At 43.3% G+C, this 24,084-nt stretch carries 16 protein-coding genes; 4 read left to right on the top strand and 12 right to left on the bottom strand.

Annotation, left to right across the window (positions count from 1 at the left end; genetic code table 11):
- Positions 1 to 9: 9 nt before the first annotated feature.
- The 3 genes from MTO98_RS06130 to MTO98_RS06120 form a co-directional block, all read right to left on the bottom strand.
- Positions 10 to 582 carry a DUF417 family protein gene (locus tag MTO98_RS06130; RefSeq protein ID WP_243485728.1) on the bottom strand — a complete coding sequence of 191 codons (573 nt, stop codon included), beginning with the start codon at positions 580 to 582 and terminating at the stop codon, positions 10 to 12.
- 67 nt (positions 583 to 649) lie between these two features.
- Positions 650 to 1,516 (bottom strand): AraC family transcriptional regulator, encoded by an 867-nt coding sequence (locus MTO98_RS06125; protein WP_243485727.1) that lies wholly within the window; start codon positions 1,514 to 1,516, stop codon positions 650 to 652.
- A gap of 673 nt (positions 1,517 to 2,189) precedes the next feature.
- On the bottom strand, positions 2,190 to 4,481 hold the full coding sequence (locus MTO98_RS06120; protein ID WP_243485726.1) for a GH92 family glycosyl hydrolase: 2,292 nt from the start codon (positions 4,479 to 4,481) through the stop codon (positions 2,190 to 2,192).
- A 340-nt stretch (positions 4,482 to 4,821) separates the two neighbouring features.
- Here MTO98_RS06120 and MTO98_RS06115 point away from each other — a divergent pair, with 340 nt between their 5' ends.
- Positions 4,822 to 5,877, top strand: a complete 1,056-nt coding sequence (locus MTO98_RS06115; protein WP_243485725.1) for an alpha/beta hydrolase — start codon at positions 4,822 to 4,824, stop codon at positions 5,875 to 5,877.
- A gap of 189 nt (positions 5,878 to 6,066) precedes the next feature.
- On the top strand, positions 6,067 to 7,167 hold the full coding sequence (locus MTO98_RS06110) for a hypothetical protein (protein ID WP_243485724.1): 1,101 nt from the start codon (positions 6,067 to 6,069) through the stop codon (positions 7,165 to 7,167).
- Between the two features lie 99 nt (positions 7,168 to 7,266).
- On the opposite strand, the gene MTO98_RS06105 is transcribed toward MTO98_RS06110, so the two are convergent.
- A complete protein-coding gene (locus tag MTO98_RS06105) occupies positions 7,267 to 8,514 on the bottom strand; it encodes a dipeptidase (RefSeq protein ID WP_243485723.1) in 1,248 nt (415 codons plus the stop codon).
- 178 nt (positions 8,515 to 8,692) lie between these two features.
- On the opposite strand from MTO98_RS06105, the gene MTO98_RS06100 reads away from it, so the two are divergent.
- Entirely contained in the window at positions 8,693 to 9,157 is a 465-nt protein-coding gene (locus MTO98_RS06100) for a thioesterase family protein (RefSeq protein ID WP_243485722.1), read from the top strand.
- Positions 9,158 to 9,306: 149 nt separating this feature from the next.
- Here MTO98_RS06100 and MTO98_RS06095 read toward each other — a convergent pair whose 3' ends face one another.
- The 8 genes from MTO98_RS06095 to MTO98_RS06060 form a co-directional block, all read right to left on the bottom strand.
- Positions 9,307 to 9,702, bottom strand: coding sequence for a DoxX family protein (locus tag MTO98_RS06095; RefSeq protein ID WP_243485721.1), 396 nt, complete (start codon positions 9,700 to 9,702; stop codon positions 9,307 to 9,309).
- Positions 9,703 to 9,876: 174 nt separating this feature from the next.
- A complete protein-coding gene (locus MTO98_RS06090) occupies positions 9,877 to 11,157 on the bottom strand; it encodes a DUF4010 domain-containing protein (RefSeq protein ID WP_243485720.1) in 1,281 nt (426 codons plus the stop codon).
- A gap of 29 nt (positions 11,158 to 11,186) precedes the next feature.
- A complete protein-coding gene (locus MTO98_RS06085; RefSeq protein WP_243485719.1) occupies positions 11,187 to 12,263 on the bottom strand; it encodes an efflux RND transporter periplasmic adaptor subunit in 1,077 nt (358 codons plus the stop codon).
- Between the two features lie 19 nt (positions 12,264 to 12,282).
- Positions 12,283 to 15,522 (bottom strand): efflux RND transporter permease subunit, encoded by a 3,240-nt coding sequence (locus MTO98_RS06080; RefSeq protein WP_243485718.1) that lies wholly within the window; start codon positions 15,520 to 15,522, stop codon positions 12,283 to 12,285.
- A 4-nt stretch (positions 15,523 to 15,526) separates the two neighbouring features.
- The gene (locus MTO98_RS06075) at positions 15,527 to 16,933 is read right to left on the bottom strand and encodes a TolC family protein (protein ID WP_243485717.1); all 1,407 of its coding nucleotides are present in this window, start codon (positions 16,931 to 16,933) and stop codon (positions 15,527 to 15,529) included.
- Positions 16,934 to 17,060: 127 nt separating this feature from the next.
- The gene (locus MTO98_RS06070) at positions 17,061 to 17,429 is read right to left on the bottom strand and encodes a hypothetical protein (RefSeq protein ID WP_243485716.1); all 369 of its coding nucleotides are present in this window, start codon (positions 17,427 to 17,429) and stop codon (positions 17,061 to 17,063) included.
- Between the two features lie 271 nt (positions 17,430 to 17,700).
- On the bottom strand, positions 17,701 to 21,381 hold the full coding sequence (locus MTO98_RS06065; RefSeq protein ID WP_243485715.1) for an ABC transporter permease: 3,681 nt from the start codon (positions 21,379 to 21,381) through the stop codon (positions 17,701 to 17,703).
- Between the two features lie 502 nt (positions 21,382 to 21,883).
- Positions 21,884 to 22,885, bottom strand: coding sequence for a hypothetical protein (locus tag MTO98_RS06060; RefSeq protein ID WP_243485714.1), 1,002 nt, complete (start codon positions 22,883 to 22,885; stop codon positions 21,884 to 21,886).
- 509 nt (positions 22,886 to 23,394) lie between these two features.
- Here MTO98_RS06060 and MTO98_RS06055 point away from each other — a divergent pair.
- Positions 23,395 to 23,976: an RNA polymerase sigma factor gene (locus tag MTO98_RS06055; protein WP_243485713.1), complete on the top strand. Its 582-nt coding sequence runs from the start codon at positions 23,395 to 23,397 to the stop codon at positions 23,974 to 23,976.
- The last annotated feature ends 108 nt before the right edge of the window (positions 23,977 to 24,084 follow it).

Below are 24,084 nucleotides of genomic sequence, written 5' to 3'. Positions count from 1 at the left end.
TGTTTTAAATTATTTGCCTGTGGCTTTACGTTTAAGATAAAGCTGTGCGGTTTCGCTCATGGTGATAATGGCACCGCCAAGGATCACAATATCCTTGATCACCAGACGGCCGCGGCCTGACAGGTACGGGAAGCCCCAATCACTGTCGGTTAAGTGAGGCACCCAGCTTTCGGGTGTTGTGATCAGGAAAGATAGTGTACCCAATGTCATGATAAATACCAGGACACTGGCAATCATACTTGGTATTGGCACAACTTTATACAGCGCTACCAAAACGCCCAATGTTACCAGGAAAATGCCCAGGCCTACAGAAAAGCCATAGGTGTTGTTTTCGATATGCCATTGGTGGTTGCCGGCAATCAGTTCACCTTCTTTGTTCATGTGTTTTTTGTACTCGGCAGGGTGATTGTAAAAGAATGACATCACCGGACTGTTAGCCACAAAAGGCACAACGCCATCTGCTTCATAAGTGAAAAATTTAAGACCGCCTATCCAAAGAAATACGACCACGATGCCGAAACGAACTGCTTTTTTACCAAGCTGATCAAGGCCTGCTATGGTATTTATGATTGAAGTTTTCATATTGTTGTTTTTTGATAAGGCAAAACTACAACGCTACAGGCTCCTCCAACATGGACAAAAAAGGGTTTTATTTGTACAAATCCGCTACGACGGAAATGCCGATTTTATCGCGAAAAGTTTGGGGCGATACTTTGGTGAACTTTTTAAACACCCGGCTAAAATAAAACTCATCCTGAAACTTGAGCTTATAAGCAATTTCCTTAATGCTTTGCCGGGTTAAGTGAAGCTGTTTTTTTGCCTCAAGGATCAGCCGCTCCTGGATAAGTTGGGATGGTGATTTACGGAAGTATTTTGTGCAGCGCCGGGTTAAGTTATCGGGTGAGATAGCCAGCAACGATGCGTAGTCTGATGGTTTGTGCAGATCGAGGTAGTGCTGGTTAAGCAGCGTCCGGAACTTTTCCATCAGTTCGTCTTTTTGCGGTTTATCCTGATCGGCACTGATAGCATTTATTTTTATACTGCTGGCTTTGGCCAAAAAAAGCTGCAGATAGGCGCGCAATACAATTTCGGATGGCTGGGCTTGCATAAATTCATCGTCTACCTGCATCAATAACAGCTCAAACACTTTTACATCCTGCGGGGTAAGCGAAACAATGGGATCAACGTAGATATTGTTAAATAATAATCCGTTGCAGGCCACTTCCTCGCGGTGATATTCAATACAATAAAAATCGCTGTGGAATTGCAGCACGTTACTTTTTATAGCATGGCATTCATCTATATAAATGATCTGCAACGGGGTGGCAAACAGCAGCACAGGGCCTGTAAAAGGAAATACGCCAAAATCTGCATGGAAGATACCCGACCCTTCGGGCACAAGGTAAACGGTATATTCTGAAAACTGGGCAGGTGTACACAAAATGTCTTCCTGTACGTCCCGTAGTCCCAGTAAAAATTCGCCTGTTTTATCGCGGATCTCTTTCAAAATGCTCATGGTTCAGGCCGCTAATATAGCTAACCGGCGGGCTGTTTGTCAATGCTAATTATACTGTTGCTTTAGCGACTTTACTTTTAAACCTTAACATGACTGTTCTCCCTTTTTTTTGCCTGTGACATAAGTATCGTTGCCATGAGTGTCCGGAAGAAAAATGCAGTGTTTACCTATTTGCTGCTGCTATTGGATGCCCAACGCTGGGAATGGGTACAAGCGGATGACGCCATATGGCGTTATCCTTTTAATATCCCCTCTCGAGAGCAGGCATGTTGCATTCTAATTCAATGTGCTTTTAAAATCGCACGGCCGAGCGTCCACGCTCGAGTGTTGGCTTTTTTGAGCGTCCACGCTCGCGTAACAACATCAAAAGGTAAGCGTGGACGCCACAGCCGTTAACTTAAAGAAAAAACTCCTCAAAAGCGTGGGATTGTGCGATTCCCCTCTTGAGAGGGGTGGAGGGGTGTGTTATTCTACGTGCGGCTTATCGCTTGTATAACACACCCCTGCTACAACACGTTCCCACGCCCCCCCTCTCGAGAGGGGATTTTAAAAGGGTTGCGCCAAATTACTCCCTTAAGTTAACGGCTATGGCGTGGGCGCTTGCCTGAGTAATAATTCAAGCGAAAGACACTTGAACTTGCGGCTAAATATTAGAATGCAACAGCCATCTAAATCACATCCCTTTAGGTTGATTTTCTGGTTTGGTTGCCCAGCTATTTCCTGGCTTATCGTTCATATATATTTCAAGTTTACCGCCATTCCTGATATCATTATAACGGATAAAATTATCAGGCTTTATTTTTCCGTTCAACTTCACCGCCTGGATATACATTGATCCGGGACTCGATTTATGACAGATAATTTCAAATTTCCTGTCATTTTGAAGCGTAATAGTAATTTTGTCAAACAAAGGCGAACATAGCAGGTACTCACCCGAAACCGGATTTACAGGATAAAACCCCATCGAAGCAAACAGATACCAGGCCGACATTTGCCCTGCGTCATCATTTCCTCCCAGGCCACCCGGCCCATCGCTGTATTCGGTAGCTAATATTTTGCGCACCGCTGCCTGCGTTTTCCATGGCGCGGGGGAATAATTGTACATGAAAGGGACCTGGTGCCCCGGTTCGTTCCCATGCCAATACTCCCCTTTTTCAAACAAACTATCTAAGGCTTGTTCAAGGTTCTTTGCCCCTCCCATCAATTTTGCCAAACCCGGTACATCCTGCGGAACATAAAAGGTGTATTGCCGCGCTGTACCTTCTGTGATATAGGTTTCCTTTTTATCGGGATTAAAGGGGGATACCCAACTACCATCAGCATGTTTACCACGTACAAACCCGCTTGAAGCATCAAACACATTGGCATAATACTTTGCCCGGTTGGTAAGTGTATTATAATCGGCAGATTTTTTTAAAGCTTTCGCAAATTGAGCCAGCGCATAGTCGTCATAGGCATATTCAAGCGTACGGCTTACCTGTTCCATTTTATGAAAAGCATCGCGAACGCTGTCTTCAAGGGGGATGTATTTGTATTTAAGATAGCTATCAAGCGCCCTGCGGCCCTTGCCTTCCACATAATCGGCACGGTTGGCGGGCAGCTCAAAAGCATTATGCCTTAAAATCCCGTAAGCATCGTTAGCATCAAAATCAGTGATACCCTTTAAATATGCCGAGCTGATTACTGAGGCGGTATGATCACCGATCATCTCAGATGTATAACTGTTCCAGCAAGGAAAAACAGGCATCCAACCGCCCTGCCTGCCTTTCAGGATCAGCGATTTTGCCAGGTTGTTGATCAAAGACGGATCCAGGATCTCAAACAATGGCAACTGGGCCCTGTAAATATCCCACATCGAAAAATCATCATAATAGTTACCGCCCGATAACTGTTCTGTTTGGTAATTACCGGCAAAGCGCGGATACCTGCCATCAACATCATTAAAAAGGCGCGGTTGCTGCATGGCATGGTAAAATGATGTGTAAAAAATGCGCTTATCCTGTTCGCTGTTGGTTGAAATGCTGATCTTTCCTAAGGTTTTTTCCCATTTCACTTCGCTGTTTGCTGCAACCTTGTCAAAATCAAACGCGGGTATTTCGGCCTGCAGGTTTTTACGTGCCCCGGCCAGGCTGGTAAATGAGGTACCCACCCTGATAGTTAGCTTTTCGCCTTTGTTGAGTTTAAACCCTGCATAAACACCCGCCCCTGCATCGTTTTTTATACTATCGGCCGTAAATACATTATCTCCCGAAAAAACGCCGGTTTTGCCTAAACCCCGTTCAAACCTGATCACGAAGAACCCACTGAAACCGGCACTTTTCCCCCAACCCTGGTAAATGCGGTGTACAGGGTTATAGCCCGATATTTCGCCTTTTTGCTTATCCACTTTTACAAAGCCTTCATGATAATCACTATTAGCTTTAATCAATAAATAAAGACTATCGGCCTGCTGCATGGTAAACTGCATTATCCCGCAACGCTCTGTAGCAGTTACCGATGCTTTCACTTTATATTGATTAAGGTTAATGCTATAAAGGTGTGGTAACGACAATTCGTCGGCATGTTTAAATAACGCACCATTGTTGATTGTTTTCAGTTTGCCTGTGATGGGCATAATAGTGAAGCTGCCATAATCCTGCGTGCATGAACCACTTAACCAGTGCGAACCGCGAAGGCCATTAAACACACTGTCCTTATAATAATAAGGCGGTACACACTTGGTTTCCCCACTTTCGGTTTCGGGCGTCCATTGTGTCATTGCAAAGGGAGCAGTAACGGCAGGGATAGTATTGGCAAACCGCGTATCAGCTGCCTGCCCATGTTTTAATGCCGAAGCGGTTGTGGCAATAGCTGTACCGGCCATCGGTTGAACATAGTTAACCAGTTTCTGGGCAAAAACAGGGCACGAAAACACCAACAGGGCAATACAAGCAAACCAGTTTGTTATTTTGGAGGGGAAGTTCATTTTCAGACAGAGGTATTAACAAATTTTCGTGGTAAAATACAGTAATCATTGCTAATTGTTGCCTGCAATTATTAAAATAATGACATTAAAGGCCTGCCATAATTGAAGTAAAAAGTAAAATCTCCCAGGTTTCTTTTCTTTATCCATACAAACTGCACTGCTGCCTTCAACGGTTTTAGGGTAACGGCATATCTAACGGGGTATATGTCTAACTGGGGTCACTATTTGTCCTGTTCACACATCATCAACTTTCATAATCCTGATGCCGGCGTACTTTTGTTATGCCAACGATGAGAAAAGCATCTGACGGCAAATATTAATCACACTAATCCCGAAAAACATGAATAACGAAACAACATTCAGCCGCCGCCGCTTTCTTGGCATTTCTGCATTAACAGTTGCTGCAGCAGAATTAGGCGGTCTCGGTTTACTTAAAGCCGAAACCAGGCACGCAGATTCACCAGCCCGGCAAAATACTTTTTTTTCTACCGCATCTTTTGATACCATTAAACAGGTAAAAACAAGCCTGCTTGATATTGGCTACGCAGAAAGCGGCCCAGCCAACGGACAGCCGGTTATTTTGCTTCATGGATGGCCATATGACATACATAGCTATACTGAGGTTTCGGCCGTACTTGCCAAAGCCGGATACAGGGTCATTGTACCCCATTTACGTGGTCATGGTACAACACAATTCCTTTCGGCACAAACATTCAGAAACGGGCAGCAAGCAGCCCTGGCCACCGATATTATTGCGCTGATGGATGCACTGAAAATAAATAGTGCCATCATAGGCGGGTTTGACTGGGGCGCCCGCACTGCCAACATCATGGCTGCATTATGGCCCGAGCGCTGTAAAGCAATGGTTTCGGTAAGTGGTTACCTGATAGGCAGCCAGGAAGCAAATAAAAAACCGCTGCCACCAAAGGCAGAATTATCATGGTGGTACCAGTTTTATTTCAGTACCGAACGCGGCCGCATGGGTTATGAAGCTAACAGGCGCGATTTTAACAGGCTTATTTGGGAAACAGCATCGCCTAACTGGAAATTTGACGATGCAACATTTGCACAAACAGCCCCGTCTTTTGACAACCCCGACCATGTTGCCATCGTGATCCACAATTATCGCTGGCGACTGGGCCTTGCCGAAGGCGAAGCAAAATATGATGACCTGGAGAGAAAATTAGCAACTGCGCCTCCTATTATCGTACCTTCTGTAACCCTTGAGGGCGATGCCAACGGTGCACCTCATCCAATGCCGGCCGATTATGCGGCCCGTTTTAAAGGTAAATATGCACATCATACAATTACCGGCGGTATAGGTCACAATTTACCGCAGGAAGCCCCAAAAGCTTTTGCTGATGCCATAATGGAAGCAGAAAGCTTTGCGAAATAAATATCACAGCTATCTGCAAAGAGCCACGGGATATGCTGGGGAGACAATTATTATACGCAATTTCAAAAGCACCCTGTTAACTAAATTTAACGGGGTTTATTTTTGGCCCCGTACGCACACATTTCAGGAATAAATAAATAACTTTATAACAATCAATAAGCTACATACCTTCCTTAACATTACTAAGCTATGAGAAAGCTTCTGTTCCTGATACTCGCTGCATTTCCTGCATTTAGTTACGCACAAAGAGATTCGGTATTGATACTGTCAGATGTACATGTGCGCCTGGACACAACATGGAGCACCTTTTATCATACCGACACCGATTCGTCCCTTTTCCTGTCCGCAATCAACAATATTAAGCCCGGTAAATATCCATTTATCATTATGCCCGGCGATATGCTCAAACACAAAGGTCATAGTAAGCAAGTAATGCAAAACACGTATGCTTACATTATCAAACATGTTCGCAACATAGATAAACGCGCAATCATCCTGCCTGCATTAGGAAATAATGATTGTACAAAACATGATTTACCTGATGCTGAAACATATGATATTTTCTATAAATCCCTCCTCAAACCAATCGACAAGAACGGGGAAATAGAAAAAACATTTCGTAAAGGAGGGTATTATGCCTACGAAAAGGGCGACCTATCCATTATCGTATTAAACACGATACTTTTTATGAGCGAAAATAAAAACCTGGCACCGGCAGCCCGGGCCGAATTAAAATGGCTGGAATACAAACTAAGTATACTTAAACCCAATCAATCGGTTTGGCTCGTTTACCATGTTCCTCCGGGTATAGATCGTTATTTAAAATCACCAGCATGGCAGGATAGTATCCAGCTGGCATATACTCAAATCATAAAAAAATACGCCTCGCTTATTAAATTTCAACTGGCAGGACACACCCATACAACAGATGCTAAATTAATGATCAGTAAAGGGAAAGTTTTTTCTTCTGTTGTGATAGCTCCGGGCCTCGATTCACGGAACGGAAATAATCCTGCCTACCAGGTTATGTATTACAATAAACAGGATAAAAAGCTAAACAAGATAACTACATACTATACCGATTCCTTAAGTAATGGTCAATGGCATTCTTATATTTTCAAAGATCTTGACTTTAAATTTCTGTTGGATTATCACCGCGATAGCAGCATTGGAACCAGGTTTATTAAGCACTACACCACGTGCCGGGGGGCTATCAGGGCAAAAGACGGCTCAGACATAGCCTGGAATGAAGATTTTTGCCTGGCATCCCAAATAAAAACTGATTATTAAGGTTTTCAAGTAAATATTTAAGCCAATCTAAGTTCTTGTTCCAACGGGATATCCAGTTAGAACAAGAACTTAGCATCACGAATAGTTTCTATTTAAACATCAATGATGGCCTGAAGTTGCAGCTTCAAACACCCGGCAGAAATTCCCCCCTCCTATTTTGCCAATTTCATCGGCAGTAAAGCCGGTTTTTAACATGGCATCAACGACAGCATAATAAAAACCCACTTTTTGATCCTCCCATGCTTCATTTGTGCGTTCGCCAACCCTGCCTTTATTAGAGCCGCCGCCCGGGCCATTGCGGCCATTATCACCAGGGCCCTTATCATGATGATCATCGGGGCCACCGCCCGGCGGCGGACCAGGATTACCTGGTTTAGGCCCGAAGCCGCCGGCTCTGAAAGCGGGGGTTAGCTTGGTATCCGTACCAATGCAAACGTGGTCTACACCAATAACATCAACCAAAGCCCTTATATTTTGTGCATATTCTAACGGCGTATCTGCCAAATGTGTCCATACACCTATCACGCCGCCTGTACCGGCAACAATTTTTGCCTGCTCCTTGCTGATTAGCCGCGGCCGCATCATGCCAGCCATATTGGGGTTATTACCCAACCGGGTATCAAGCCCGGTATGAGAAATGATCACGGGGCTGGCTGCCAGTTTAAGTGCTGCGGCTATAGTTTCTCCATTAGCATGTGCCAAATCGATAAGAATCCCTAACCGGTTACATTCTTTAATGATCTCCGCTCCAAATGCAGTTAAACCGCCCCAGCGTGCAGGGTTGGTATACACATCACCCAACGACACCGAGGCATCATTGTCATGAAGCAAGCCGAGGTGCCTTAGTCCACGGTCATAAGCTACAGCAAGCCGCTCCAATTTTCCCTCCAAAAAATGGCCGCCCTCTACAGACTGTATCACTGTGGGTTGGTGCTTGTCATGGGCGGCCCTCAGATCTGCCATGTTCAAAGAACGTTTCATGCCATTGTTTTTTAACTGCCGGTCCATTACAGAAAGGCCATTCAGGAAACGGTCATATGCTTCTCCCGGGTTATTGAGCTTTTGGTAATCAAGCGCAAATGTCATGCAAATGGCCGATAAGCCAGAACGTTTCATTTCGCCGGCAAGGTCAATGTCGGGCCCAGGGCCAGCATCAGCAGTAAGTGGAACATCTATATGATTATGTGTATCGATACCAATTGTTGCGGCTACGATCGCGGCTACCCGTGGGTCAACCTCGTCAATTGCCCATGTTACCAGCGGGTTCAGCATTACAGCCGCGCCAGTACCGGCAAGCGCGGTGATGAACCCGCGGCGTGACCACGTGGGTTGAGATTTTATCGTCATTGTAATTATGAACTATAAGTGAAACTATTCAAATATAACCGGTAACAAGGCCAACGGCCAATGCAATCGGCGTTCACTTACTTTTTACCGACCAAGCCTTAAAATAACCTGATATAAACCCAGCCCTGTGTCATTGTAATATTAAAGTCTACATTGCTCACTCTTGTTATTTTTATAAATGAAAAGGTTCAATAGCTTTGCAACCCAACTAAAAGAATTAATTATTATGGAATATTCAAAAACCTATGTTGCAAAAGATGAGCATATAGATGTGCAGGAGATCATGGATGGTTTATATTATCCGTTTTACATGGAATACTGCAGGCATGATTATATCAGGGAAATACTTGGGTTTGACTTTGAAACCGAAGCAAAAAACGGCATTTATATGGTACTGTCAAACTACAGCATCAGCTTTCTCAGGTCATTAAAAAAAGGCGACGAATTTAAGGTTACCTGTACCTTGTATGCCGATAAAGGAGGCGCACCAAAACTGCATTTTAAACAATCTATAATATTCAATAATAAAATAATGACCAAAGCTGTTTTTACCGGCACCTGCGTACCGGCAACCGGCGGGCGGCCATATCTGCCGGCATCCGTACTTGAAAAAATAAAGGGTGCCCCGGTTCTTGAAGATTAAACAGCCGGCTTTGGCCAGAAACAGCATTGCCCCTGCCCGGTATTAAACTTCCGGTGCAGTTATAAACAGAAAGAGGCTATCCTGCGGATAGCCTCTTTCTGTATGGCACAAGCCTGAAATATTTGATAGCAGGTTATAACCTGTAACTTTTATAAAGCAACGGTGCCTGCGTATGTTGCCGGATAAAGCTTGCGGAACATGAAGTAAGTTACACTTACCATGATAAACGCAACGATAGCATCTATGGTAGCAGGAAAGCCAAGTACCGCTATTTTTGAAAAGAAGGCAAAAAGGATATCAAAGAATATGCCTGCAAATACCCACTCTTTTAATCTAAGCAACCTGTTAGGTGTTAAAAGCACCGCAATACCCAAAAGTTTAGCAACACCAAGGATATAAATAAAGTGTGGAGGATAGCCTAATTTTACTGTTATTGCCCATACAAGAGGGTTGGTAGTAAGCTCGCAAAAGCCACTTGCTCCAAACCATAATGAAGTTAATGCTGCTCCTATCCAATAGATTGTTTTTACTGTTTTTGTTGTCATGATGTGTTAGTTTTGATTTGTTTGATGGCTCGAAATTGCGGCAAAAACACGCTAATCCTAAGCCCTTTTGCGTTGAAGCAGACAAATGAAACTAACAACCGGACAATTTCATGGCCGACCAAGCTAAATCACCGGCGCATTAATTTTCAAATGGTCATAAATTCCTGTGCGCGGCTAACGCCCAAGTAACATATCAGACAGTAAAAAGGTCCTGTCTAAAACAACAACAGTGATACCTACTATGATAACCGCCATGATCTCTATAGTAAGCCGCCTTACAACCTGTTTGTCTTTAATGGTTTTCCATACAATGGGCAAATTGACAACAGCGCTGGCCAGCGACGACACAATGGTAACACTACCGGCTAAGGAAGCCGTAATTTTACCATGCATGGCCATAGTGGCAGCGGCAGCAGTTGTGCTTGCGCTGGATGCAAGTCCGCCAAACAACCCGGTTGCCAACAGGCCGTAACTACCAAAAAAGCGCGTTAACAGGGTGCCGCCAACCTGGATAAGGATAAACAATAATCCGAAATTTAATACTTTTCCTACGGCAATGGGCGAATCGAGTTTCAATGTTCCGGTTGGCTCCGCTGCCTTACCTTCAGTTACTTTATCCCTGAAAATAAAAAATGCGGCAACCAGCGTCATTGCCAGCAAAGGCATAAGTGTGCCTGTTATAGAAGCGGGAGAAAATAAGGTAGCGATGAGCAGGTTTCTGCCAAACATGGCAATTGTGGTAAGCAGGGTAAGCGTGGTCATTTTTGAAGTTAAGCCTGACGATTCTGCCCGGCTGCTTACCTCGGCTACGGTAGCGCTGCTGTTAACAAGGCCGCCAAAAATAGCACCGAGGTAAAGTCCCCCGGTGCTGAATATCCGTAAAAACACATAGTTAACAAAACCGATACCCGCAATGGCAATGATACTTACCCAGGCGTCGCTGGGATTGAACAGGTCCCACCGGTCAACGTACCTGTCGGGCATGATAGGATAGATCACAAAACCGATTAGCCCCAGCAAAATAGCGCTCCTGATCTCCGACAACTGTAAGCCGCCGGCAAACCGGTTCAATTCGCTTTTGAGCGCAAGCAGCATAGTCATAACAATAGCGCCCGCTACGGGCGTAAAAATGTGTCCCAGGCCAACCATTACACCAAGTACATAATTGACAATAAGCGCCGCCGAAGTAGTAATTTCCAACGTTTTGCTGGTCATTAAGCCGCGGGTATTAGTTGCGATGATCAGCAAAAAAACGCCTATCATTGATCCGATGATCATATTTTGACCAATTACCGCTGACAGCATTCCCAACAGGCATATAATGGAAAAAGTACGTATACCCGCCTCCTTGTGCGACCATTTACGCTCCATGCCGATAAGCATGCCAATACATATGGCTACCGCCATTTTAAGGGCTATGGGCCCGGCCGGGGTGTGTAAAAATTCGTGGTCCATCGTTTGTTTTGCTTTTAAGAGGATAACGGTTACTTAACCGCTATCCCTTCGTCTATCTCATCTGTTGCAGCGGCAATTATTTCATCACCACTGTTTAAATCTCCAACTACTTCTATTTTGTTTTTGTTTTCTATCCCCGTAGATACATCAACCCTTACCGTTTTTCCACCGCGCACAGCAATTACAAATTTCCTTTCGGTAGAGGTTACAACTGCAGATTTGGGCACGATCAGCGCCTTTGCGTTCCCTTTCGCTTTAAGTATAACGTCTGCATACATCCCCGGCGATAAAGTACCGTTATTGTTAGGCACATCCAGCTCTATCCGCTCGGAGCGGTACTGGATATTTACGTTGCCTGCCTTTCTGCTTACGCTGGCCGTCATCTTTTTTCCAGGCAAAGCGGAAATGAAAAAACTAACTGAATCGTGTTTTTGCAATGTAGCAGAAATACCTTCAGGTACATCAACCTGTAAACGTAAATGATCAACCTCTTTTAGTTCAAGCATGGGTTTATCTTTTGCCTCCGCACTTACCAACGCGCCAGGGTGAGTATTGCGCTCTGTAATAACACCGTTAAACGGCGCTGTTACGTGCAAGTAATCACTCATAGCCTGCTGCATCTGCCAGTTAGCCTTTTCGGCATTGCTCAGGGCGCTATCTGATGCCATTTTTGCTTTTGCGGTAGCAAGGTCCATTGGCGAAATAGCCCCCGCGGTTTGGGATGCCGTTTTTAAACGCAAATAATTTTCCTTATTCAGTTCAAAATCTGATTTTGCACGGGCGTATTTTTCCTTTGCCTGTAGCAACGCCTGTTGTATCTCAGGTGCATCAAGTGTCATCAATAGTTGCCCTTTGCCAACTTTACTGCCTATATCAACCAATACATTTTTCACGTAGCCATTTACTTTGGGAAATATACTCACCTCCTGATAAGCGGAGAGCTGAGCCGGTAACTTTACTGTTTGTTCCATACCTGCCTGCGTAACTTTTACCAGTGCATAATGTACAATGTTGGTTTCAGTCTTCTTTTCTGAAGCCTTATTTTCTGTGCAACCATAAAACATAGTGGTAGCAGCGCTTAACAATATTATATATTTTAAATTCATTATTTTAATTATAAGGGTTTTAGGATACTAATTCCATCTGCTTTTCGGGTTCAGCTTCTGTTTCGGCCAACAGGGACACATCTTTATACGATGCTTTTTGTTGCACCCAGCCGTAAACCAGGGGCACAATATAAAGCGCCGCTATTGTTGAAGCTATCAATCCGCCAATTACTGCGCGGCCAAGCGGGGCCGACTGATCTCCTGATTCGCCAAGGCCGCTTGCCATAGGGATCATCCCGGCAATCATGGCCAGGCTCGTCATCAAAATCGGTCTTAATCGGATACTGGCTGCAACGGATGCAGCCTTGAATGGATCGCGGTATTCCAGCCTCAAAGTTTCTGCATTGGTAACTATCAGGATAGCATTAGCCACCGATACGCCAACCGACATGATAATACCCATGTAAGATTGCAGGTTCAATGTAGAACCTGTAAGCAACAGCATGGCTATTGATCCTAACAATACAGCCGGTGCCGTAGACAGGATGGTAACTGCCAAACCAAAGGATTGATAATTTGCAGTGAGCAGTAACAGGATAACTACAATAGCCGCTAAAAGCCCGTTTTGCAAAGACCCTAATGTTTCGGTCAGTAATGATGACATCCCCCTTACCTCGGCTACTAATCCCTGCGGAGGTGTACCCATTTCATCAATTGCTTTTTGCACCGCGGTAGTAGCCGTACCAAGATCTTTTTTATAGATGTTGGCATTAATAGTCAAAAACCTGCGGGGCCCGGAGCGGTCATATTCGCCGGGAAGCGAATCAATACTAATACTGGCAATATCAGAAAGTAAGGGCCTCGGTTTGCCGGGTACAACCGGGATGGCCTGAAGCTGCTCCATACTGTTCATCATGTATTCCGGCACCTGCACTTCGGTGTTGTAAGTGTATTGCTTGTTGTTATCCAGCCACAGGTTTTTCAGGGTGTACCTGCTGGATGCCGTAGCATCAGAGATACTTTTGGAAACATTTTCAATACTTAAGCCTAATTGTGCGAGTCGTTGACGGTCAAGGCGGATATTGATTGTCGGGAATTTCAACGGCTGGGCAACCTGTACATCACGCAAATAAGGTATAGCTTTCAGTTTTTCGACAAGTTTAGAAGAGTAGCCGGCCATATCGTTAATGTTTTTTGCCGCAACCCTCACTTCTATCGGTGTTGCCGAACCCTGCGACATTAATTTTTCCGTCAATTCTATCGGTTCAAAAGATAACCTGATCCGTGGAAACTTTTTACCAATGGCTAACCGAAGCTGGTCCTTAAGATCATCCATCTTTACTTTATAGTTTTCATCCAGCTGTACCTGCATCACTGCCTCATGCGAACCACTGTTGAACACATAAAGGTTGCTATGCCCGTAGTTGGCCGATACCGGGCCAACAAATGCAGATGAGATCGCTATATTTCCATGTACAGCAGAATCAATAATTTTCAGGATGCTTTTAACATTGCGCTCTGTGATCTCTAACCGGGTTCCATCGGGCTCCCTTATCCTTAGCTGCAATTGTCCCGCGTTTGATTTAGGGAGCATATCCTTACCGATAATGACAAAACCAATTGCGGTAAGTACAAGTACAATAACCAGGTAAAGTATTACAATAGGTTTGCGTTTGGGCATCCATTTATTGAGCTTATTAAGCAGCCCTACTTTAATACGTTGAAAGAAATCATTTTCTTCGGGATGTTTGATGTCCTGCTCGGTATGGAGTTTTACTTCGGCCGTTTCATTATCATCAAGGTCTAAACCTGCATGAGCGTGAAAGCCAGCATGATGGTACTGGAACATTTCGGCTTTTAAAAGCCAGTTTGATATAATTGGCACCAGCGTTTGCGCAGCTACATAAGACACGATCATAGCGAACGCAATAGATAGGGACAGCGGCAGGAACATTGCCTTCGGCACGCCACTCATTACAAATGAAGGCGCAAAAACTGCAAGGATACTTAGCAGGATAAGTAACAACGGGAATGAAATTTCGGTACAGGCATCCTGGATAGCTTTCTTTTTGCTTTTGCCCATCTCAAAATGCTGATGGATGTTTTCGATGGTTACGGTTGCCTGGTCAACCAGGATACCAATGGCAAGCGCAAGGCCGCTCAATGTCATAATGTTGATGGTTTGCCCTGCCATTTTCAAAAAGAACACGGCGCTTAATATGGCTACTGGTATGGTAATAATAACCACCAGGCTGCTTCGCCAGTCACGCAGGAAGAGCAGTACCATCAGGCCCGTGAGTATAGCACCGAGGATACCTTCGGTCATTAAGCTTTTAGCCGAGTTGATCACGAACACACTTTGATCAAATTCATAACTTACGTGTACATCTGGCGGTAAAAGGCTTTGCATCTCCGGTATTTCTTTCCGCAGGTTTTGCACCACATCCCAGGTTGATGCGCTGGCTGTTTTTACAACCGGAAAGTAAACCGAACGTTTACCATTAACAAGTGCGTAATCCACTACAAGGTCTGAGGCATCTTCTACCTTGGCTACGTCATGTACGTAAATGGTATTTACGCCATTGCTGATGATGGGGATATCGGCAAAATCCTTTACTTTTTCTTCCTGCGAGTTCACGGATGAAATAAACATGGTACTGTCGATACGTACATTACCTGACGGCGTCATGGCGTTATTACGTCCAAGCGCTTCAACCACTTGTTCGGGTGAGATATTTAGCTCCCTTAATTTTTGCGGGTCTGCCTTTAAGATGATGGAACGGGCATTAGAGCCAAATGCCGGAGGTGCCGAAAGGCCGGGCACTTTACCAAACAGCGGACGGATAAGCGTACCTGCCATATCAAAAATATCGTTCAGTGATTTAGTATCACTGCTAAATACAAGTTCGCCTATTGGTAAGGAAGATGCGTCAAAACGCACAACCTCGGGCGGCAATGCTCCCGGAGGAAAAAAGGACAGGCACCGGTTTACCTGTATTGCTATCTCAGCCGAAGCTTCGGCCATATCGGTCCCTTCGTAAAAAGATAATTTGATGAGCGTTAAACCTTGTATGTTTTTACACTCAATGCTTTTGAGCCCATCTACATAAAGAAAGTGGTCCTGCATTTTGGTTGAGAAAAACCCTTCCATCTGCCTTGCGCTCATGCCCCCGTATTGCTGAATAACATATACCGTAGGGGAGTTAAGACTTGGAAAGATATCAATTGGTACCGAACGCAGGGAAATTACCGAAAACAATAAAAGGCCTATGAACAACACCAATATGGTGATGGGCCTTTTGAGCGCTGCTTTTACCATTGTTTTATTTGTTAATGTTTTGAATAAATAGATCAAGGTTACCGCCCGAGGCGGCTTTATCAAGGTTGGCGGTGTACCAGTCGTTAAGCGTTTCTATGTAATTTACCTGTGCTGTATACAGCAGGAATGACGCGTTGGTAAGGTCAATCAGGTTTATTACGCCGGCTTTATATTGTGCTACTTTCTGGTTGTAAGTATCCGTGGCTGATTGCAACTGGATGGGTAATTCTTTGAGATTAAGTTCGGCAGTTTTAATTGCTTCGTTTGCTTGCTGCTGTGCGTTATGCAATACCTGTACCTGCTGTTTCAGCTCGAAACCTGCTGCCTGTGTCTGATAACGGTTAACGGCAAGCCTGTTTTTGCGGTGAACTACGTTGAACAGGTCATACGTAATGGCAACACCCGCCGCATAGTTATAGCGCTGGTAACCAAGGCCGGTGTTAAGCGAGCGATAATCATCGCCATAAGCGATACTTGACCCGCGGGCCCAGCCACCGCCGGCGAGCACAATTTTAGGCAAGTAGCTTTTTTTAACCAGCTTTTCGGCACTTTGATATAATGCTTTTTGCTTAACATAGTAGGCAAGCAATGGATTATTTACAGTATCCGGCATGGTGGCAAATACCTTTTCAGCAGCCATCTGATCATCTTTGCGAACGGTATCGATATTGATATCGGCAGCATTGATCCCGGTTAAAAAACTTAACTGCTGCTGCATCTGCCTGATCTGACCCTGGCGCTGGTTATAGCTTACCCGGGTTTTCGATAATTCAGACCTGGCCTGCGATGAGTCGGCGCCGGGTTTGATCCCGCTACCTGTAAGCGCGCCGATGATTGTATAAACAGATTGGTAGCGATTGATATTTTGCTGATCTACCTGTAGCAGGTAAATGTTTTTAAGCATATTAAAATAAAGCTTGCCAACCTGAAGCTTGATCACGTAAGTTTCCTTATCAAAATCGGCCTGCTGCACATCGGCATAAGCAATTGCGTTGCTTACTTTGGCACCTCTCAATCCAAAGTTAACCAGGTCATACTCGGCATAAACGGAAGCGATATTGCCGGTTTGAGCTGCATAGTTATTTTCAGATCGGATGCTGCCTGATGTAGCATGAATTATCCCGCCAAATGGCAGATAGGTACCTGTAACATCATTAGCCGATGCAATGCTTACTTCATCGCCTACGTTCAGTTTAGGTAAAAAACTGTTTCGGGCATCGGTAATATTAGCTTTGGCACTGTTGGCTAAAGCTTGTTTTTGCAGCAGTACAGGTAAGTGCCCTTTAGCCGAATCAACAAGCGATGATAGCGTATAGGTATGGCGCTGCTGGGCCAACAGGGCCGAATAGGTAAAAACCATCAGGCATATCATTGCGCATAGGCGGATTGCCTTAGGAAAAAAAGATTTCATAAATTACTGTTAAATGAACAGAAGAATAAAATGATGGATGACGCCTGGAGGGATCTTATATCCTACAAGCCCCCAATTGTTAATGTTAAAAACAAGGAGGTTAAAATAACCTGGAGCCAGGTATTTCTCAGATCTGAAAACGTGAGATCCAACAATAGTAGTCGTTACAGGGTGCTACCTGGAATACTGTAGCAAAACGGCTGCTTAATTTATTGCCGGTTAACAGGGACAATAACCGGGACAAATTGCACCTGATTATTAACGCGAAAATAAGAGGAAGAATAACAACGCTGCTATCTGCCGTTATCTCTGCTGCGTCTTCAGCAGCTTCGGCATGCGTTTCTTTTTTCTTAATAACACGTTGTAACGAAGCGAGCATCCGGTTAGGATCTTTAACAAGCAGCGTATTCATCGATATTCTGTATGCACAAAAAGGGCGCAAAAGGATCATCAGCACCGCAAAGGCATAAATGATCAGTTTTAATGTCCGCTTCATTATCATACAGCTTGTCGATTTGTTAATATTAAATTAACATTTATTTAACAATTATAATCATTTCCTAATAGAAGACATTTAGAAAAGCACTTGCAACATAAATGTTACGAATTTTACCATATTGAAGCCTTAAACTGATTTTATATGGTAAAATGACAACACCCCTTCAAAAGAGAATATAAAATTCGCAATGATTTTTACAGGATCTAAAACACGATCAACAAGTTAAGGTTTGTACAGCATATAAACGGGCCACCAGAACAATATAAATTTACTCGTTCCGCAAACTTTTTACCGGGTTCGCCATACCAGCCCTAATGGTCCGGAAACTTAAGGTAAATAATCCTGTTAGCAGCATCCCTGCACCGCTGATAACGAATACCCACCAGCTAATAGCTACGTGGTCGGCAAAGCCTTCCATCCATTTATTTACAGCGTACCATACAATCGGCGTTACGATGACAAACGCGAGTAAAACAAGCGATATCAGTTCGGTTGATAGAAGGGTTACTATTTGAATAACACTGGCACCAAATACTTTGCGTATGCCGATTTCCTTTGTACGTTGGTTGGTAGTGTAAACGGCAAGGCCTAACAGCCCGAGGCAACTGATCAATATCGAAACACTTGTTGCCCAGGTGAGCAAGGTTGAGGTATGTTGTTCTTCGTAATAAAACCAGGCTATGGTTTCGTCGTAAAAATGGCAATCAAAATCATCGTCGGGATAAACCTTTTTCCAGGCCTTTCCCATATTTGCAATAGCGGTTTTCCACTCGTTACCGCCTGGGGTTTCTGGTTTCAAACTAACATGTAACGTCATCATTGGTCGGCGGTCCGGAGTTCCCGAAAATAAAACTAATGGATGAATTGGGTAATGCAGCGACCATTGATAAAAATCGGTAACTACCCCAATAACACTTACATTTCGGCCTTTGCCGCCGCCGTATTTCAACTGTTTCCCAATAACATCCTGGGGATTAGTAAACCCTAATAATTTAGTGTAAGTATTGTTGATGATGATTCCTTTCCCCGTGTCGGCTTCGCTTATGTTTCTGCCGGCAAGCAATTTTAGCTGGTATATTTTGATGTAGTTTTCATCACCAGACTTAAATGTCACTTCATCTGTTGTTATCTGTTTTTTTCCATCGTTGTACGTACCACGCAGCCAATTATATACATTAGCCGAAGGCGGGTCATTACCCAAACCCACAAGGGCAACCTGGGGCATCAACTTAAACTCGTTCAGCAATACCTGGTTGCTGCTGGCCTTGGTGTTTTCCCAGGGTGTATTAATAACCAGTATGGCATCCTTTTTAAATCCGAGGTTTTTATGTAAGGCGTAATAAATCTGCCTGCTTACAAAAATAGTAGCCATTAATAAAAATTGAGCTATAACAAACTGCGAAACTGTAAGCGACTTACGGAGCCACGCGTTTCGGGTTTTATTGCTATTGCCCTGCACCTGATTTTTTAGCACCGATGCGGGCTTGTAGCCCGATAACACCATTGCGGGATAAAAACCCGACAAAATACTTATCACCAACGTTAAAATGACCAGGAAAAGCACCACATCCGGCCTTAGCATATTTGCGTGAATATCAGGGGATATAACATCGGCAAACATTTTTAAAATAACCGGCGCAAGGAACACCGAAATACAAACCGCAAAGAAAGTTATAAGTAATGTTTCGCTTAAAAACTGGAATACTAATTGTATGCGGCTGCTCCCCAAAGTTTTACGGATGCCAATTTCCTTTGCCCTTTGTGCGGACTGGGCGGTGGTTAAATTCACATAATTGATGCATGCCAGCAACAGCAAAAAGATACCGATAGCCAATAATTGGTAAAGCGTTGTTTTGCTGGCTGGCGATGAGAAATTAAAAATATTATAGTCGGGATTGAAGTGAATATCGTCCAATGGCTGCAAGGCCAGATCGACCTTGTCTGCAACCCCTTTTACTCCGACACCCGGCGGATTACTTTTATTGAAAATGGTATTGATCTGTTTTATAACCCCTGGTGCCGGGGTACCCGGTGCCAGCTTTACCAAAACCTGCGATGCCGAAGGCCTGTACTCCCAGGTGTTTAGATGCAGATCAGCAGAAAAACGTTTGTTAATTGTGGCAGTACTAAAGGAGATAAAGTCATGAAAGCTAAAGTCGGTATTTTGGGTAAGCGTTTCAACTACCCCGCTAACGGTTGTTTGAAGGGTATCATAAGTAACTATTTTACCAATCATGTCATGATATGATAACGACGGGAAGTAGAGCCTGGCTTGTTGGGATGTTAACACCACCTGGTTTGCCTCATCAAGCGCGTGTTGTGATGAACCGGCAAGCCATACGTAATTAAAAATTTTAAAATATTGCTGATTAGCAAGTGTTATTCTGTCCAGATCTCTGAACCGCTTTTGTTCGTTTTTATCTTTGTCGATATAGACAAAATGAGGGGATAGTGTATATACCGGTGTGATTTCCCCTATTCCGGTGGACTGGCTTTTAATAGCTTCAGCCAGAGGGGCAGGTACACCGCTCGAATAGTTTTTATGTCCCTGAGTTGATGTGTTCATTACAACCCGATAAATCCGGTCACTGTCCTTATGAAATTTATCAAACGTAAAATCGTATTGTACAATAAAGTAAATGGCCAGGAAAGCGCTTATGCCGATGGATAAACCGATAATATTTATCAGTGTAAATAGCTTATGCCTCCAAAATCCGCGGAACGCAATTTTAAAATAGTTTTTAAACATATTATTGCCGGTTAATTTTTCATGTGCCCACCCCACAGGGCTTGCATGGTTCAATATTAGCGGCATAGGTTGGGTAAAACCTCTCAACTTATAAGTTGGGAGAACTTTTTGCAGGTAGTTTTTATATTCAAGAGGGGTTTTACCTGTAAACTGCTTAAAAATGCGATGAAAACTACTTTGTGAATTAAAGCCCGATTCATACGCCAGGCCAAGCAAGGTGATATGATCATAAGAGGGGTCCTGCATTTTGAGTGCAATTTCACGCACACGGTATTCATTAATAAAATCGTTAAAGCTTTTTTTGAAAACGGTATTAATGATCCGGGATACTTCATGAGTATGTAGGTCGAGTTTTTCGGCAAGCGAGGCCAGGCTTAGTTCTGCATCCCGATAATACCCTTTTTCCTTTACTTCCATTTTTAACCAGGAGCCTTTTTGTTTCAGATCTGCCGGTAACAATGGCTTTATGGTAATATCAGTCTTCTCAATAACTTCTGTTTTTAAATGGCTTTTTGCAGCTATCCAAATGATTGCGGTTATAAAAAGAAGGTACAGCGGATAATAATACGTTCCTGATTTATCATTGTAATAAAAATAGTTAACAGCTGTCAACGGGATCCATAGCAACCATAGCATGCCGAGTCCGACAAGTAAGCGATCCAGCCATCGTAGCTCGTTGCGGTAACGGTCGCCCGCCAGGAATTGCTTTTCCTGGTAAAAACGGTCAATTTGTGTATGGCACAAATACAAATAAATGGCAACCGACAGAAATGCGGATAACTGCAATACAGCGTTGAATTTATGATAAATAGCATTACCTGTATTTACGTTTTGTATTGCAGTAAATACCTGGACGCTTAATTCAGGCAGCAGGGGAATGAAGTGCAGAAGATGCTTACGATGGAAGACGAACCTTGGCTCCGTTATCTGACACACGTAAAAGTAAATCAAAGGGCCAAACGCCATTGAGAACTGCAACGGGAAATAGTTCCAGAAAGGAATATATTTTGCCAAATCAATATCAGCCGTCAAAACTTTGGTTATCCACAAAGCAATAACAGCCATAAGAAGCGCCAACCAACGGTTCGCAAACTGGTTCTCCTTTGGGGCGATCCATAAAAATACCGATAGCGTTAAGCTGATAAATACAGCACCAAAAAACGCAATGTCATAAAAGGTAATATGGAGTGTAAAAGGCATCAACTGAGTTTAGGTACTTTGTCGCTTTCCCAAACCTAAGAAAATATTAATAGTAATTCAATGGTTTATTAATTGAGACCGGGTTTGCGGAAATGATTAACCAAATTCAAAAAATCAATCATTTACAGCAAACGCATATTGGTTCGACCTGCCTTGAAAAATTTACTTTTGAAGCATAGGAACATCTAACCACTAAAACAAGTTAACTGCCCAACTTTACATAAATGATCAACCGCAAATTGCGTGGTAAAAAGAAGGGCAAGCGACCGATTGTTGGTGCTTGCCCTTTATAGCTCCTGAGGCTGGACATTTTTCGAACTATTTCGTTGAAAATTTACGTTCAATCGCCAATTTCGGACTCCCAATAACGGCTAATAACAATATTTGAACAAGGAAAATCCGAACCCTGATCAGGCATTTATAAGACTTATCAAAACATCATATAAGCCGCATAAATAATACCTGCGTGATAACAGGACGCCTGCCTTCACTCCGGCATGTGTTACAACTCGCTTTTCAACGTCTTTTTCAACTGACTTAAAAACCCGGCTACACTTTTCGCACTTCCCGAGGTTGGTTCCTTAACAGTACATCCCATCTTTACGAAATTTTTCAGATCCTCCATCTGCCATATCGCTGCACCACTTATTTCCGGATAGTCGTTTTTAAAGCCTTTCAACTGGGTCTTGATCTCCGTTACTGATTTACTTCCTTTATAAGTATCGCACGTACTGAATGAACCACGTACCATAAATACCGGATAAATCGGCTGCTTAGGCTTGAGCGCCCCTACCCAGTCTTTTATTTCGTTTTCTGCACCGCCATCATAACATTGTAAATACAAGGCATCAACCACGTTTGCATCTGATGCTTTAAGAATGCTGCCCCAATAAGCATATCCTTTATAAGGGCATAATGTCATGTGCATGTTTAGTTTTGCCGCAATCTTGCCCATCGCAACAATAGAAGCACTGTCATACACAGATTCGTCATCAATACAAAATGCATCGGCACCAAGTACCTCCTTTAACACCTTACAGATATTATATAACGTGCTCTGTTCGCCGATACCGGTCACGATACCCGGCACCGTCTTAGATGGGTCATACCAGTCACGGATAAAATCAAAGGTGTTTGGCGGCTGCCCATACCAACGCCCTTCCAGTAAAATTTCAATCCGGGATATGGAAGATTTTCTTTTAAGATCAGTAACCCTTCGCACATAGGAAGAATCGCCTACCCATTTACCGTTATGAATAATAGGTTGATGAGAATCACCAGAATACAGGTCTCCGTTAGCATGAATGTAAAAACTTGATAACAACAGCGTGTTGAACCCGCTATGTTTCAACAGCCGGTAAGTGGTATCGTTGCCAGGATATAACCCCCTGCCATATATTCCCAGGTTTTTAGCAGGTAAAGGTGCGGCGGGTGCATAGGTTTGTTGTGAGAAACATAAATGAGAAAAAGTAATCAACAAGATAGCTGCAAACAATGCCTTCATAATAAATAATAGATAATAATGACCAATCTAAGCAGAAAATAGCTAACTACTATGCTTGTAGTGGATCTGTTACAGGTAAATCATGATAGTTAAATACAGATAAATCAAAAATTCAAGGCATAAAAAAGCCCTTCGGACATATGCGGGCTTTTGCTCCATGACTGGGCTAAATTCGAACCAACTTTTAGATCAAATGTGCGTTTTGAGCGAATTAGCGCAATTTCATGAACCCTTAGTGTGCGATTTTCGAACCATATTTTGAAATTGATCTTTATCCGTGGTTGTGACCGCACATGCAATAAGAACTGGCTGAAAAAACGGTCTTGCCAGCCGTTTGCTATCTGAACGAAGCATTTTAATTTTTTTAGCAGCGCTTCCGATCTCCTTACGTTTTTCGTGCCTAAGCGTTGAACATGGAATAGAATGTGAAATTATCTCTATTTGTATAAAGTGCAACTAATTGTACATAGTGTATGTCTTTTATAATAGCACTTTAGTTTTAACAAGCAATGGCAACATATTTAGTCTTAGCTGATCTGCAACTGATAGATCTTTTAAAAAAAGATGATGAAAACGCATTTTCCGAAATTTACAATCGGTATGCAGATTCATTGGCAGGTTTTGCAAGTTCTAAATTTTTTGACATGGAGGACGGCAGGGATATTATCCATGATGTTTTTGTAAAGCTTTGGCAGGAAAGAACACAATTGAAAGTTGACCGCGATTTAAAAGCCTACCTCTTTAAGCTAACCCGTGACCGGATAGTGGATAAAATTAGAAAGAATATTACACGCCGGGAGTATGCGGCTATGGTAGACTTGCTGACTGTTAGCTACGAAGAGACTATTGAGCAAAAAATAGCTGCAAAAGAAATAGCCCAAAGTATTGAAACGTCGCTGGATGAATTATCACCCCGGGTGAAAGAAATTTATTTATTGAGCCGGGAAGAAAATTTAAGTATCGCAGAAATCGCTGACAAATTGCAGCTTTCTGAACAAACTGTAAAAAACCAGCTTTCTACTGCCTTAAAACATTTAAGAGCTTCACTGGCAATGATTTCTACCGCTGCATTATTGCTATGGCTATCCTAAACCCAGTATCCATGGCATTTATACTCCCCTTTTTTCAGGGTATCTTCCTTATCGTCAAGCTAAATTCACACCTGTAAAAAAATATTTCATTTCCTTATAGTACCAAAC

This window comes from Mucilaginibacter sp. SMC90 (genome assembly GCF_022811725.1).
Lineage (GTDB): Bacteria > Bacteroidota > Bacteroidia > Sphingobacteriales > Sphingobacteriaceae > Mucilaginibacter.
This window is presented reverse-complemented; position numbering and strand designations above follow the sequence as displayed.